Raw genomic sequence first — 13,902 nt, 5'->3', positions numbered from 1 at the left:
GCCTGAGTGGGTGACAGATCGCATCGAGGTAGCCGCCACTGAGCTGCGACCCCTGCTCGAAGAGTTCATCATGTGGGCGCGGGTCAACGCGCCCGACAGCGACCCCGAGCTCGTCGGGCCCGCCGCCCTGTGGCACCGTCTCGCCTTCTCCAGCGACCTCGGCACGTGGAAGCGCGCCGACCTGCGCAACCTGCTCCTGGACCGCATGCCGAAGGTCGTGGAGGACCCCGACTCCGCCGCCGACGGCATGCTGCCGGCCGTGGACGCGTACCTCACGTTCCTCTCCCAGACCGGGAGGCTGACCGAGGACTCCGACTCCCTGGAGGGCCTGCGGGAGGAGCTCGACGACGTCGAGGACGAGTTCGTCGAGCTGATGGAGGAGCTCCTCGAGGACGCCGAGGGTGAGGACGAGGACGAGGAGGAGACCGGCGATCTGGGCGACTTCGAGCCGTTCGCGGACGAGCTCGCCGACCTGCCCACGATCCGGCTGCGGCCGGACGCCGAGCTGGCCGCCGCCGCCCGCGAGGTGCCGCTGATCGCCAAGGCCCGCGACCTGGCCGTGTGGGTCGGCTCCGGCCGCCGCGTCGGCGAGGACACCCTGCTGTCCGACGCCGAGGTCGAGGAGGCGCTGGCCGCCGTCGGCCTGCCGAGGCCGGAGACCGAGGGCTCCCTCGCCGAGGCCGTGCCCCAGCTCTGGAACGTCTGGAACCTCGCCGTCGACCTGGAGTTCCTGGAGCCGGGCGAGGGCAACACGGTGGCCGTGCAGGACGACACATCCGAGTGGCCGTTCGACGACGACGAGGACGTGCTCGACGCCTGGATGCTCGGCCTCCACTCGATCGACTACGGCGACCCCGAGCTGCCCGACGACGATCTGACCATGGCGCTCGCGGGGCTCACCCGTGGCGTGCTGGTGCGGCTGCTGCTGGCCGGCGGCTCGCGTGAGCTCGACGGCCTGCGCCAGGAGCTGGCCGAGGCCGCCGCCGAGCTCGACGAGCTCGGCTCCGACGCGTGGGAGGCCGCCGGCGACCCGCTGGCCCCGGCCGTCGAGTGGCTCACCGGCTACGGCATGGTCGCCCTGGACGAGTCGCGGGGGGCCGGCGGGACGCTCAGCCTGACGGCGCTCGGCACCGAGGGCGTCATCCACCTCGTGGACGACGCCGACATCGAGATCGACGCGCGGCCCGCCATCGAGTCGATGAGCGCCCACGAACTGCTCGCGCTCAGCGCCGAGCTGCCCGAGGAGGAGGCCGACGCCGAGTTCGCCGCCTGGATGCGGCTGCGCGAGCCGGGCCGGGCGGCCGAGGAACTGCTGGAGGCGGCGGCCGAGGACGAGAGCGACGCGCTCATCCGCGTCCAGGCCGCCAGCGTGGTGGGCACGCTCGGCGAGGATGCCGTACCGGCCTGGCAGGCGGCGCTGAAGCAGCCGTCGCTGCGCCCGTACGCGGCCACGCACCTGAGCCAGCTCGGGGTCGAGGGGGCGCCCGAGCCGACCCAGGACGACACCCACTGGCTGATCCTGGACATGTGGACGATCTCCGCCGGGCTGGGCCGCTCGGAGTTCGTCAGCAGCCTGCGTGACATCGGCCCGGACCTGCTCAACAACCTCCTGGAGGTGATCTGGAAGATCCCGCACGCTCACGTGGAGGAGCTGCTGGACCTGATCTCCCAGGTGCACCCGGACAAGCAGGTCGCCAAGGCGGCCCGCCGGGCGCTGTTCAAGGCCCGCTCGCACCAGTAGCCGCCGGCTGGAGCCGTCGTGCCCCGGGACCGCCTTCCGCGGCCTGGGGCACAGTGGTTTCGTCTGTCAGGTGAGGACGCCGGTCAGGCGAGGACGTCGTCGAGGGAGTCGGCGGTGACGGCCCGGCGGATCCACTCCTGGACCTGCGTCGGGTCGGTGCAGGCGTCGATGCGCACTCTGGCCTGGTCGGTCACGGTGAGACCGCGCGCCTCCAGAACGGTGATCAGTGCCTCGATCTCCCCTTCGACCTTGCCTTCGGCCTTGCCCCTGCCGAAGTGCTCGCGGGCGAACGGGCTGTAGACCGGCCACGCCGTTGACGACATGATCTCCTCCAGGTTCTGCTTCACGCCCTCTGAGCCGAGGTCATAAGCGTATTCATAGTACTGCGGAGCGTGTTGGCTGCCGAGCTTTGCCAACGCGGCGACGAACGCCTCCACGACGGGACGGCTCTGGCCGTGGATCATCACGGAGACCGTGGCCAGTTCCATGCATGCCACGGCTTCGACGGGGTCGGTGATGGCCGGCACCTGGTCCGGCCCCATGACGAGGGGCGTCAACGAGTATTCAGGGAGGTCGGTGACGATCGGCGCGGCAGCCCAGGCCGCAACCTTGTCCGTCGCGCACACGACGAGCACGACGACCGGACAGTCGAGCCGCAGCCACAGGGCGGCCGCGTACCGGGCCCAGGCGAGACGTTTCTCCTCGGTGACGTTGAGCTGGACCTCGACGACGATCCCCAGCTCCGGACTCTTCGGCGGCCCCAAGGTGATCACCGTGTCGGCGTAGAAGTCACGTGAGTGTCGGTCGTTGAACTCTCCGGAGGTGACCTCGACGTAGGTGTCCGTCGAGAGATCGGGGTCGTAGATCCGCTGGAGGATCTCCACAGCGAACGCCGGACGGCTCCTGAAGAGCGCGTTCAGCGTGTCATGGATGATGGATGACACATCGCGGTACGTTATCAGTCGAGTACTGACTGTGACGGGAATTCGTAAAGCCGTTTCGAACGGGAACGCGAAAAACGCCCCGGCGCGGAGGCGCGCGGGGCGTCATGAGAGAGAACGTAGTCCCGACCGGATTCGAACCGGCGCTACCGCCTTGAGAGGGCGGCGTCCTGGGCCACTAGACGACGGGACCTTCATGTGTACTTGTGTGACTGTGGTAGTCCCGACCGGATTCGAACCGGCGCTACCGCCTTGAGAGGGCGGCGTCCTGGGCCACTAGACGACGGGACCGCGTCCCACAAGCAATCCGCCGGGCTTCCCCGGCGACGGACGTAACTCTACCGCACCTCGGAGACCACAACCAAACCGCGATCAGGCGCGTGGAGCGACGGGGTAGATCGCGGCGCGGCCCCTGACGCCGGTCGAGGAGGCCGGCGGGGCTAGTCGGTCAGCAGGCCGCGGCGGTAGGCCTCCGCCACGGCGGCCGCGCGGTCGTGGACGTCCAGCTTGGCGTAGACGTGCACGAGGTGAGTCTTGACGCTGGCCTGGCTGATGAACAGCCGCGCGGCGGCCTGCTGGTTGGTCGCCCCGCCCGCCACCAGCCGCAGCACCTCCAGCTCACGCGGGCTCAGCGCCCCCCGCGCGGGCTTGCGCACCTGCTCGGCCAGGCGGCCGACGAGGGCGGGCGCGAGGACCGTCTCGCCGCGGACGGCGGCGCGGACCGCGCGCACCAGTTCGCGCGCCGGGGCGTCCTTCAGCAGGTAACCCGCCGCGCCCGCCTCCAGCGCGGCCAGCACGTCCGTGTCGAACGTGGTCAGCACCAGCACCCGCGGCGCCGCCGGGCCGAGCGCCCGTAGCTCGCGGATGGCGGTGACGCCGTCCATGCCGGGCATGCGCAGGTCCAGCAGGACGAGGTCCGGGGCCAACTCGGCCGCCAGCCTGACGGCCTCGGCGCCGTCGGACGCCTCCGCCACCACCTCCAGGTCCGGCTCCGCGTCCAGCGCCGCGCGCAGGCCGTCGCGCACGATCGGGTGGTCGTCCACCAGGAGCAGCCTCATGCCTCCACCGCGAGCAGTCTCATGCCTCGCTCCACGCCTCCCCTCCCGCTCTCTCTCCCTCTCCAGCCTTGTCTCCCGCGCCGCCTCCCGTCTCGTCTCCCGTGCGCATCGCGTGGCCGGTCGTCGCGGGCAGGGCCGGGACGGTCACCGCGACGGCCGTGCCCGCCCCCGGCTCCGACTCGACCTCCAGGGTGCCGCCGACGCCCCGCACCCGCCTCCGCATTCCGTCCAGCCCGAAGCCGTCAGTGGCCGTCTGCGGGTCGAAGCCGGCCCCGTCGTCGCGGACGTCCAGCAGGACCGTGTCGTCCGCGTACGAGAGCGTCAGGACCGCTCTGGTGGCCTCGGCGTGCCTGGCGACGTTGGCCAGGGACTCCTGGGCCACGCGCAGGAGCGTGTCCTCCACGCCCGGGGCCAGCGCCACCGGCGTGCCGGTCAGCTCGAACGTCAGCTCGGCGCGCGCGGCGCGGTTCCAGTCGTCCGCCAGGCAGCCGATCGCGTCGGGCAGCCGGGAGTCCTCCAGCGGCCCGGGGCGCAGCGCGCTCACCGCCCGGCGCGTCTCGCTCAGCCCCCGCCGGGCCAGCTCGGACGCGCGGGCGAGGCGGCGCCTGCGGTCGGTGTCATGACCGGCCAGGTCGGCGCGGTCGGCGGCGTCGAGCTGACCGATCAGCGCGACGAGGTCCTGGGCGACCGTGTCGTGGATCTCGCCCGCGACCCGTTGCCGCTCGTCGAGCACGCCCGCGTGCCGGGCCTGGCCGAGGAGCCGGGCGTGCAGGTCGGCGTTCTCGGCCAGGGCGGCGCGCAACTCGCCGATGAGGCGGCGGCGCCGGTCGCTCTCCGCGCTGACGTACCAGCCGGCGGCCACCAGCGGGACGGCGATGCCGGCGATCACGGTGAGCAGCCCGGCGGGGTCGCGCGCCCCGGCCTGGGCGGCGACGATGACGGCGGCCGTGAACGTCATCCCGGCGATGACCAGCCGGGTCGGCAGCAGGGCGACGGCCAGGGGATAGCCGGCCGAGGCGAGCAGGGTGAAGGCCGGATGGCGCGCGGCCAGGACCCCGGCGAGGGCGAGGAACCCGGCGTAGTGCGCGGCGGCGAGCGCGGGGCGGTCGTGGCGGCGCGCGTGCGACCACGGGAGCGGCGCCAGCCAGAGGGCCGTCAGCCCCGCCGCGACCGGCCAGGGCACCGAGGCGAGCCACGGCGCCACCGCGATCACGACGTTGTCCGCGCCTCCGGAGCTGATCGCGCCGTGTCCCATGGTCTGCGCGCCCTCCGAGCCACCGGCGAGCGCGGCATCTCCGGTGGGCGCGGCGCCCCCGGTGAGCGCGGCGGCCACCGTGGAGACGACGAGCAGGCCGTACGCGAGCGCCACGTGCACGAGTCGCGCGCGCCCCTCGGGCCCCTTTCTCGCGGACACGGTCGAAACGGCGACTCTCACGAGCATGGCCGCCCTCACGACCCCGGCCCGCCCTCGCGGGTCAACCGATCGGTGGATGCCCGGCCTCCACCGGACGACGAGCCGCCCGGGCGATGCGCGCCCCCTCCGTCCCGCAGGAGCATCGTCACATGAGCGAACACACCGAGACCGCCCGGCCGCGCCGCGTCACCACGTTCGTCTTCGTGACCGGCGCCAACGGCACCGCCTCGCAGGACCCCGAGCTCACCCTGCGCGGCCACCGGACGGTCGGCGTAGACCTTCCCGGGCACGGCGCCGCCGAGCAGTTCCACCGCGCCTACCAGGCGCCCCAGGACCTGGCGGCGCTGGCCGCCCTCCCCTCCCCCGTGTCGGGCGTGACGCTGGACGACCACGTCCGGGCGACCGTGGACGTCGTGCGCCGCGTCGCGGAGCACGGTCCGGTGATCCTGGTGGGCGGGAGCCTGGGCGGCGCGGCCGTCACCAGGGCCGCCGACGAGGTGCCCCACCTGATCGACCGGCTGGTGTACGACGCCGCTTTCTGCTGCACCGCGCTGCGCTCGCCGGCGGAGTACCTGGCAACCCCGGAGGCGGAGGGCAGCCTGGCCGCCGGCGTGCTGGGCGGGCTCGTCGGTGATCCGCGGGAGATCGGGGCGATCCGGGTCAACTGGCGCTCGGCCGACCCGGCGTTCCTGGACGCGGTCAAGGAGGCGTACATGGCCGACGCGAGCGACGGGGAGTTCCTGGCGATGGTGAACGGGCTGCTGCCCGACGAGAGCCTGCTCGTGTCGGGCGGTGACGCGCGCGGCCGCGCGGAGGCGTGGGGACGGGTGCCGCGCACCTACATCAGGCACGCGCGGGACCGGACGATCCCACCCGCGCTGCAGGATCGGATGATCAGGGAGGCCGACGCGGCAACCCCGGGCAATCCGTTCGACGTGCACACGGTGGAGGCTACCCACGCGCCGACGGCGGCGGTGTACCGGCAGATCAGCGACATCCTGGATCGGCTGGCGACGGGAAAGCCGGTGACATGAAAAACGGACGCCTCGGTTTCCGAGACATCCACTGCTCACTGCTGGGGTACCAGGACTCGAACCTAGACTAACTGAACCAGAATCAGTCGTGCTGCCAATTACACCATACCCCACCGCTCCGAGCCCCGTGGGGCGCGTTCGGCGACGTCCGAAAGAATAGCCCAGCTTGGGGAGAAGACCAAAACGATTCCCCCGGACCGCCCGGCGGGTCCCTCCCCGTGCCAAGCTGAGGGGGACAAAACACCATGTGGAGGAGCCCGAGCGTTGGCCGAGAACCCCTTGTTCGCCCCTAGTTCCCTGCCGTACCAGCTGCCGCCTTTCGCGGACATCCGCGAGGAGCACTACCTGCCCGCGTTCGAACGGGGGATGGCCGAGCAGCTGGCCGAGGTCGACGCGATCGCCGGGAACGCCGAGCCGCCGACGTTCGACAACACGGTCGCCGCGCTCGAACGCTCCGGCCGGCTGCTCGCCCGGACGGCCACGGCGTTCTACAGCGTCGCCGCGTCCGCCTCGACCGACGGGATCATGGAGATCGAGAAGCGGATCTCTCCCGAGCTGACCCGGCACAGCGACGCCATCCGCCTCAACCGCGCCCTGTGGGCCCGCGTCAAGCAGGTCGCCACCGAGGACCCCGAGGAGGCGTGGCTGCTGGAGAAGTACCGCGAGGACTTCGTCCGGGCCGGCGCCGACCTGTCCGAGACCGAGCAGGAGCGGCTCAGGCAGCTCAACGAGGAGCTGGCGCGGCTGTCCACCGAGTTCGCCCAGAACCTCATGCGCGCCTCCACCGACTCGGCGCTCGTGGTGGACGACCCCAAGGAGCTCGACGGGTTCGACGAGGACCGGATCGCGTCGCTGCGCCGCGACGGCGCGTACGTCCTGCCGCTGCTGAACTTCACCAACCAGCCGGGCCTGGCCCAGCTCACCGACCGGGACGTGCGCCGCCGGCTCTACACGCTGAGCGTCGGGCGGGCGCCGGGGAACTTCGGCCTGGCGGCCCGCATGGCGACGCTGCGCGCCGAGCGGGCCCGGCTGCTGGGCTTCCCGAACCACGCCGCGTACTCGGTGGCCGACCAGACCGCCAAGACCGTCGAGGCGGTCGAGGAGATGCTCGGGCAGCTCGTCGGCCCGGCCGTGCGCAACGCCCGCAAGGAGGCCGAGGCGCTGGCCGAGCAGGCCGGGTTCCCGATCGAGCCGTGGGACTGGTCCTTCTACGCGGAGAAGGTGCGCCAGGCCCGTTACGACTTCGACGCGAGCGCGATGCGGCCGTACTTCGAGCTCGACCGCGTCTACCGCGACGGCGTCTTCCACGCGGCGACCCTGCTGTACGGCATCACCTTCACCGAGCGTCCGGAGCTGCGCGGCTACCACGAGGACGTGCGGATCTTCGAGGTGTTCAACGAGGACGGCAGCGCGCTGGGCCTGTTCGCGCTCGACCCGTACGCCCGCGAGGGCAAGCGCGGCGGCGCCTGGATGAACAACCTGGTCGACCAGTCGCTGCTGTTCGGCGAGAAGCCGGTCGTGGTCAACAACCTCAACGTCTCCAAGCCGGCCTCGGGCCCGACGCTGCTGACCTACGACGAGGTCAACACGGCCTTCCACGAGTTCGGGCACGCCCTGCACGGGCTGTTCTCGGAGGTGCGCTTCCCGCGCGTCTCCGGCACCAGCGTGCCGCGCGACTTCGTCGAGTACCCGTCGCAGGTCAACGAGATGTGGGTCACCTGGCCGGAGGTGCTGGCGAACTACGCGCGCCACCACGAGACGGGCGAGCCGATGCCGGCCGAGCTGGTCGAGAAGATGAAGGCGGCCGAGCAGTTCAACCAGGGCTTCATGACCGTGGAGTACCTCGCGGCCACGCTGCTCGACTGGGCCTGGCACAAGCTGGAGCCGGGCCAGGAGGTGGCGGACGCCGAGGCGTTCGAGCAGGCGGCCCTGGAGGCGGCCGGGATCGCCTTCCCGCCGGTCCGGCCGCGGTACCGGACCAACTACTTCGCGCACATCTTCTCGGGCGGCTACAGCGCCGGCTACTACTCCTACATCTGGAGCGAGGTGCTGGACGCGGAGAGCGTCGAGTGGTTCAAGGAGAACGGCGGGCTCAGGCGCGAGAACGGCGACCACTTCCGGCGCACGCTGCTGTCGCGGGGCGGCGCCACCGACCCGCTGACGGCCTTCCGCGCGTTCCGCGGCCGTGAGGCGTCCATCGAGCCGCTGCTGAAGCGCCGCGGCCTCGTCTGACCGGACCGTGCGTGGCGTGGGGGCCGGCGACCCCCACGCCCGCGGCGGCGGGTTGCATGGTCAGCCGGCGTTGGTGAGGGGCAGCAGGCCGCGCTCGGCGAACACCTTCTTGGCCACGAGGGTGGCGTTGATCGCGCGCGGCATGCCGCAGTAGACGGCCGAGTGCAGCAGCGCCTCGGAGATCTCCGCGGGGGCGAGGCCGACGTTCAGCGCGGCGTTGACGTGCACCTCCAGCTCGATCTCGCAGCCTCCGAGCGCGGTGAGCACGCCGAGGGTGACCAGTTGCCGCTCGCGCGGCGGCAGCTCCGGGCGGGCGTACATGTCGCCGAAGGCCCAGGCCACGACCTGGTGGCCCAGCTCGGGTGAGATGTCGGCGAGCGAGTTCACGACGCGCTGCCCGGCCTCGCCGTCGATCTGTTCCAGCACCTTCATGCCGTGTTCGTAGCGTTCCTGGCGGTTCATGGTTTCTCCCGATGTTTCATGCGGTTCGACGGGTTTCAGTCTGTCGAGCACGGCGCCGGGATCTGCCTGAGCGCGCATCCTTCCTATACTCGCCATGCCTGGGAGGTATGGCATGGAGTTGCGGTTGCTCACGTACGTGGTCACGATCGCGGAGGAGGGCAGCGTCAGCGGCGCGGCCAGGCGGCTGCACCTGACGCAGCCGACCCTGAGCCGCCAGCTCCGCGAGCTGGAACGACAGGTCGGCGGGGCGCTCTTCGACCGCACGGGACGCGGGCTGACCCCGACCCCGGCCGGCGAGGCCCTGGTGCGGCGGGCGCGCGTCGTCCTGGCCGAGGCGCGGGCCGCCCTGGACGAGGCCCGCCTGGCCGGCCAGGGACTGTCGGGGCGCTTCACCGTCACGTTCGCCGGCTCGGGCATCAACGGGCCGCTCGGAGCCGCCCTGGGCCGGCTGCGCCGTGAGCTGCCCCGCGTGGACCTGCGGCTGCGCGAGAGCTTCAACGACGCCGAGATGTCGCAGGCCGTGCTGGACGACCACTGCGACCTCGCGGTCCAGCGGCTCCCGCTGCGCGACGCCCGTCTGGCCACGCGGCTCTGGTGGCGGGAGCCGATGACGCTGTTCCTGCCCGAGGGTCATCCACTGGCGCACGGCGCCGAACCCGCCCCGCTGTCGGCGCTGGGCCAGATCCCGCTGGTCCTCTGGCCTCGCGAGGTCTCCCCGCGATCGCACGACGAGATCATCGCCCTGTGCCACCACGCCGGCGTCGTGCCGCGGATCGGCGCGGAGGGCCACAGCGTCCAGACCCTGCTGGCGCTCGTCGCGGCCGGGTTCGGCGGGGCCGTGCTGGCCGACTCGCACCGGGCGCTGCGCCGCGTCGGGGTGACCCCGCGCCCGCTGGCCGGCACCTCCACGGGGCTGTACCTGGTGTGGCGGGCTGGCGACACCGGCCCCTTGCTCCAGCGGGTGCGCACGGTCCTCACCGAGCTGGGGCAGGGCTGACGCGCGCTCGCTCAGCAGGCGTCGGCGAGGCGCTCGCGCAGCCACTCCTTCTCCGCCCGGCTCATGGCCCGCGCCACCAGCAGCATCCCCTTCCGGTACGGGTCGGGCTCCTCCTCCGCGCGCACCGGCCGACCGCCCTCGTAGAAGAAGCCGGCCGGCGCCTCCAGGAAGTCGAGGCGGCGCCGGAGCACCGCGGCGCGGTCGGCCGGGTCGGGCAGGGCCGACAGGAACGTCAGCAGGACGAAGAAGCGCGCCTGGTCGCTGATCTGGAGGTCGGCGGGGTTGCGGAGGCGGTCGAGCAGCTCCTCGCGGCCGGCGGGGGTGAGGGTGAGCACGTACCGGCGCGCCGCCGCCACGCCCGCCTCCTCGTGCCGCTCGACCAGGCCCGCCGCTTCGAGCCGTGAGATGGCCGGGTAGAGGGCGCCGTCGCTGACCGGGCGCAGGTGGCCGGACAGCGCCGCGATGCGCGCCTTCAGCTCGTAGCCGTGCATCGGCCGTTCGTTGAGGAAGCCCAGGATCGTCAGGGCCAGGTCGCCGCCGCTTGCCATGGGCCGCATCGTACCGCTATACCTCTCTTCGATATACAACGAAACGAGGTAGATGATGATCCGGCTGGCGATCCCCGTGTACGTGGAGCTGCTGACGGCCGTCGTGGCGGTGGGGCTGATCGACCTGCTGTGGGTCTCCGGGCTGGGCGAGGCCGCGGTCGCCGCCGTGACCGTGGGCACCACCGTCGAGTACCTGGCCTACGGCCTCTTCCTGGCCGTCCCGACGGGCGTCACGGTGCTGGTCGGCCGCCGGGACGGGCACGCGCCCGTCACGCCCGTCGTCCGCGCCGGCTGGGCGCTGTGGGCGGTCCTGTCGGTCGCGATCGCGGTGCCGGGCGTGCTGCTGCGCGAGCCGCTGGCCGCGCTGTTCACCGACGACTGGCGGCTCACGGCCGGCTTCTTCCTGGTCTCGCTCGGCGGGCTGCCCGTGTACTTCGCCCAGACCGTCGTGGACGGCATCCTCAAGGGCCGCGGGGACACCCGGCGGCCGATGCGGCACGCCATCCTCTGCAACGTGCTCGTGGTCGCGCTGGACCCGCTGTTCATCTACGGGCTGGACCTGGGCGTGCAGGGGGCCGCGCTGGCGACCGTGGCGGCCCGGCTGCTGACTCTGGTCGTGGCGCTGGCGACCTCGCGCCGCCTCATCCGGCCGCCGTCCACGGAGGGGGACGCCGGTGTGGGTGCCGGTGCTGACGCCGTCGGGGGCGCGGCGGTCGCGTGGGACGTGGTGCGGACCGGCCTGCCGATGTCCGGCGACTTCCTCGCCCGCTCGGCCGTGGGCATGGCCCTGGTGGACCTGGTGGCCGGATTCGGCACGCGGGAGCTGGCCGGCTACGGCATCGGGCAGAAGGTCATGCTCGCCGGCGTCATGGTGTTCTACGCGCTGCGGCAGGCCGCGATGATCCGCACCGCCCGCTCCGAGCCGGTCGGCTCGCCGCTGCTGCTCGGCCTCGGCGCCGGCGCGGCCGTGGCGCTCGCCGTCAACGCCGTGGCGGCGCCCGTCGCCGCGCTCTTCACGGCGGACCCGGAGCCCGCCGTGAGCTTCCTGCGCTGGATGACGCTCTACCTGGTGCCGTTCGGCGGGCTCATCGCCGTCGGCGGGGTGCTCCAGGCGAGCGGCCGGGGCGGGCGGCTGCTGGCCGCCACGCTCGCCGGGTTCGCCGTGCAGGTGCCGCTGGCGTACGCGCTGAGCGCGCACGCCGGCGTCACCGGGGTGTGGCTGGCGATGGCCGCCGGGGCGGCCGTCAGCCTCGCAGGCGCGCTAGCGCCGCGCGCAGCCGCTCCTGGCTCCGCTCGCGGCCGAGCACCTCGATCGACTCGAACAGCGGCAGACCGACCGTCCGGCCGGTGACCGCCACGCGGACGGGGGCCTGCGCCTTGCCCAGCTTGAGGCCGTGGGCGGCGCCCACCTCCTCCAGCGCCTCCTTCAGCGACTCGGGGTCCCAGCTCACGGTGTCGAGCCGCTCCAGGTAGCCGGTGAGGATCTCGACCGGGGCGTTCTTCATCGCCTTGTCCCAGGACGCCTGGTCGAACACCGGCTGGTCGAGGAAGAGGAAGTCGACGTTCTGCCGGATCTCCGACAGCACCGTGATGCGCGTCTGGGCGAGCGCCGCGACCTTGCTGAAGGTCTCGCGGTCCCAGTCGGGGTCGAGGTACGGCGAGCAGCGCTCCTCGAAGACGTGGATCGGCAGCGCCCGGATGTACTCGCCGTTGAAGGCGCGCAGCTTCTTCTCGTCGAAGAACGCGTTGGAGCTGTTGACGTCCTCCAGCCGGAACAGCGGCACCATCTCCGACCACGGCATGATCTCGCGGTCGTCGCCGGGGCCCCAGCCGAGCAGCATGAGGTAGTTGACCATGGCCTCGGCCAGGTAACCCTCCTCGCGGTAGTCCTCCAGCGCCACCTTGTCGCGCCGCTTGGACAGCTTCTTGCGCTGCTCGTTGACGATGACCGGCAGGTGCGCCCACACCGGCGGCGTCGCGCCGAGCGCGGGCCACAGCAGCTCCTGCCTGGCCGCGTTCGGCAGGTGCTCCTCACCGCGGGCGACGTGCGTGATGCCCTGCGTGATGTCGTCGACGGCGTTGGCGAGCACGTAGAGGGGCGAGCCGTCGCTCCGCGCGATCACGAAGTCTTCCTGCGCCTTGTTGGGGAACTCCACCCGGCCGCGGATCAGGTCGTCGACCACGGTGACGCCCTCGTCGGGGGTGCGGAAGCGGACCGCGCCCTCGGTCAGGCCGCGCTCGCGGCAGTGGCCGTCGTAGCCCTTGTCCTTGGAGCCGGTGCGCTCCTGGACCTGCTCGCGGGTGCAGTCGCAGTGGTACGCCTTGCCGTCGGCCAGCAGCTTGGCCACGGCCTCGCGGTGCTGCGGCTCGTACGCCGACTGGAAGTAGGGCCCCTCGAACGCCGGGTTGGTGCCGTTGATGCCGATCCAGTCGAGCGCCGAGATGATGCCCTCGGTCCACTCGGGCCGGTTGCGGGTGGCATCGGTGTCCTCGATGCGCAGGATGAACCGCCCCTTGTGCTGCTCGGCGACGGCCCAGTTGAAGAGCGCGGCGCGGGCGCTGCCCACGTGGAACATGCCGGTGGGGGACGGCGCGAACCGCACCCGGATGTCAGTCACGAGCGACCACCTTGTTCGTCAGAGTGCCGATGCCTTCGATGCCGACGCTGACCTCGTCGCCGATCTCGACCGGGCCGACGCCCGCCGGGGTGCCGGTCAGGATCACGTCGCCGGGGATCAGGGTCATGACCGCGCTGACGTAGGCGACGAGCGCGGGGATGTCGTGGATGAGCTGGCTGGTGCGGCCGCTCTGGCGCACCTCGCCGTTGACCGTCGTGGTGAGCGCGAGGTCGCTCGGGTCGAGGTCGGTGCGGATCCACGGGCCCAGCGGGCAGAACGTGTCGAAGCTCTTGGCGCGGGTGAACTGCACGTCGCGCTTCTGCAGGTCGCGGGCCGTCACGTCGTTGGCGCAGGTGTAGCCGAAGATGACGTCCTTGACCCGCTCGACCGGGACCTCCCGGCACAGCCGCCCGATGACCACGGCCAGCTCGCCCTCGTAGTCGACCCGGTGGGACAGCGAGGTGGGGTAGGCGACGGCCTCGCCGTGACCGATGACGGAGGTGGACGGCTTCATGAAGATCAGCGGCTCGTCGGGCACCTCGTTGCCCAGCTCGCGGGCGTGCTCGGCGTAGTTGCGGCCGATGGCCACCACCTTGCTCGGCAGCATGGGGGCCAGCAGCTTCACCTGGGACAGCGGGTATCGCTCGCCGGTGAACTGGACCTCGCCGAACGGGTGGCCGGTGATGGCGGAGACGAACTCCTCGCCCGGTCCGCCCTCGACCACGCCGAACGTGACGCCTTCGCCTGTGGAGAACCTCGCTATACGCACCCGACAAGGCTATCGCCGCCGCCGAGCCGGTCCGCCCCCCGGAGGTGCGGCAGGTTAGCCTGGCAGACGGCACCGGGTCGCGACGGGG

At 72.2% G+C, this 13,902-nt stretch carries 12 protein-coding genes and 3 tRNA genes; 5 read left to right on the top strand and 10 right to left on the bottom strand.

Going from position 1 to position 13,902, the window contains the following annotated elements:
• Positions 1 to 10: 10 nt before the first annotated feature.
• Positions 11 to 1,741 (top strand): hypothetical protein, encoded by a 1,731-nt coding sequence (locus tag HT134_RS35105; protein WP_175604776.1) that lies wholly within the window; start codon positions 11 to 13, stop codon positions 1,739 to 1,741.
• 83 nt (positions 1,742 to 1,824) lie between these two features.
• Here the strand turns inward: HT134_RS35105 and HT134_RS35100 are convergent, their stop codons facing one another.
• The 5 genes from HT134_RS35100 to HT134_RS35080 all read right to left on the bottom strand — a co-directional run bounded on the left by HT134_RS35100 (position 1,825) and on the right by HT134_RS35080 (position 5,154).
• Positions 1,825 to 2,685, bottom strand: a complete 861-nt coding sequence (locus HT134_RS35100; protein ID WP_175604775.1) for a hypothetical protein — start codon at positions 2,683 to 2,685, stop codon at positions 1,825 to 1,827.
• A 117-nt stretch (positions 2,686 to 2,802) separates the two neighbouring features.
• A tRNA-Glu gene (locus tag HT134_RS35095) sits at positions 2,803 to 2,875 on the bottom strand.
• Positions 2,876 to 2,897: 22 nt separating this feature from the next.
• Positions 2,898 to 2,973, bottom strand: a tRNA-Glu gene (locus HT134_RS35090).
• 149 nt (positions 2,974 to 3,122) lie between these two features.
• Positions 3,123 to 3,740 (bottom strand): response regulator, encoded by a 618-nt coding sequence (locus tag HT134_RS35085; protein ID WP_175604774.1) that lies wholly within the window; start codon positions 3,738 to 3,740, stop codon positions 3,123 to 3,125.
• Between the two features lie 19 nt (positions 3,741 to 3,759).
• Entirely contained in the window at positions 3,760 to 5,154 is a 1,395-nt protein-coding gene (locus HT134_RS35080) for a sensor histidine kinase (RefSeq protein WP_175604773.1), read from the bottom strand.
• 149 nt (positions 5,155 to 5,303) lie between these two features.
• Between HT134_RS35080 and HT134_RS35075 the strand changes: the two genes are divergently transcribed.
• On the top strand, positions 5,304 to 6,188 hold the full coding sequence (locus HT134_RS35075; protein WP_175604772.1) for an alpha/beta fold hydrolase: 885 nt from the start codon (positions 5,304 to 5,306) through the stop codon (positions 6,186 to 6,188).
• A 41-nt stretch (positions 6,189 to 6,229) separates the two neighbouring features.
• On the opposite strand, the gene HT134_RS35070 is transcribed toward HT134_RS35075, so the two are convergent.
• A tRNA-Gln gene (locus HT134_RS35070) sits at positions 6,230 to 6,301 on the bottom strand.
• Positions 6,302 to 6,452: 151 nt separating this feature from the next.
• Here HT134_RS35070 and HT134_RS35065 point away from each other — a divergent pair.
• The gene (locus tag HT134_RS35065; RefSeq protein ID WP_175604771.1) at positions 6,453 to 8,420 is read left to right on the top strand and encodes a M3 family metallopeptidase; all 1,968 of its coding nucleotides are present in this window, start codon (positions 6,453 to 6,455) and stop codon (positions 8,418 to 8,420) included.
• Between the two features lie 60 nt (positions 8,421 to 8,480).
• Here the strand turns inward: HT134_RS35065 and HT134_RS35060 are convergent, their stop codons facing one another.
• Entirely contained in the window at positions 8,481 to 8,882 is a 402-nt protein-coding gene (locus tag HT134_RS35060) for a carboxymuconolactone decarboxylase family protein (RefSeq protein ID WP_175604770.1), read from the bottom strand.
• A 112-nt stretch (positions 8,883 to 8,994) separates the two neighbouring features.
• Between HT134_RS35060 and HT134_RS35055 the strand changes: the two genes are divergently transcribed.
• The gene (locus tag HT134_RS35055) at positions 8,995 to 9,879 is read left to right on the top strand and encodes a LysR family transcriptional regulator (RefSeq protein ID WP_175604769.1); all 885 of its coding nucleotides are present in this window, start codon (positions 8,995 to 8,997) and stop codon (positions 9,877 to 9,879) included.
• Between the two features lie 11 nt (positions 9,880 to 9,890).
• Here the strand turns inward: HT134_RS35055 and HT134_RS35050 are convergent, their stop codons facing one another.
• On the bottom strand, positions 9,891 to 10,427 hold the full coding sequence (locus HT134_RS35050; RefSeq protein ID WP_175604768.1) for a PadR family transcriptional regulator: 537 nt from the start codon (positions 10,425 to 10,427) through the stop codon (positions 9,891 to 9,893).
• A gap of 52 nt (positions 10,428 to 10,479) precedes the next feature.
• Between HT134_RS35050 and HT134_RS35045 the strand changes: the two genes are divergently transcribed.
• Complete coding sequence (locus tag HT134_RS35045; protein ID WP_175604767.1) at positions 10,480 to 11,778, top strand: MATE family efflux transporter; 1,299 nt, start codon at positions 10,480 to 10,482, stop codon at positions 11,776 to 11,778.
• On the opposite strand, the gene gltX is transcribed toward HT134_RS35045, so the two are convergent.
• Positions 11,672 to 13,045, bottom strand: a complete 1,374-nt coding sequence (gene gltX, locus HT134_RS35040) for a glutamate--tRNA ligase (protein WP_175604766.1) — start codon at positions 13,043 to 13,045, stop codon at positions 11,672 to 11,674. The genes HT134_RS35045 and gltX overlap by 107 nt on opposite strands.
• Positions 13,038 to 13,814 (bottom strand): fumarylacetoacetate hydrolase family protein, encoded by a 777-nt coding sequence (locus HT134_RS35035; protein WP_175604765.1) that lies wholly within the window; start codon positions 13,812 to 13,814, stop codon positions 13,038 to 13,040. Before HT134_RS35035 ends, gltX begins: the two co-directional genes overlap by 8 nt.
• Between the last annotated feature and the right edge of the window lie 88 nt (positions 13,815 to 13,902).

It is taken from the genome of Nonomuraea rhodomycinica, from assembly GCF_013363995.1.
In the GTDB taxonomy this organism is placed as follows: domain Bacteria; phylum Actinomycetota; class Actinomycetes; order Streptosporangiales; family Streptosporangiaceae; genus Nonomuraea; species Nonomuraea rhodomycinica.
The sequence above is the reverse complement of the archived record's forward strand: the minus strand, read 5'-3'. Positions and strand labels throughout refer to the sequence as shown.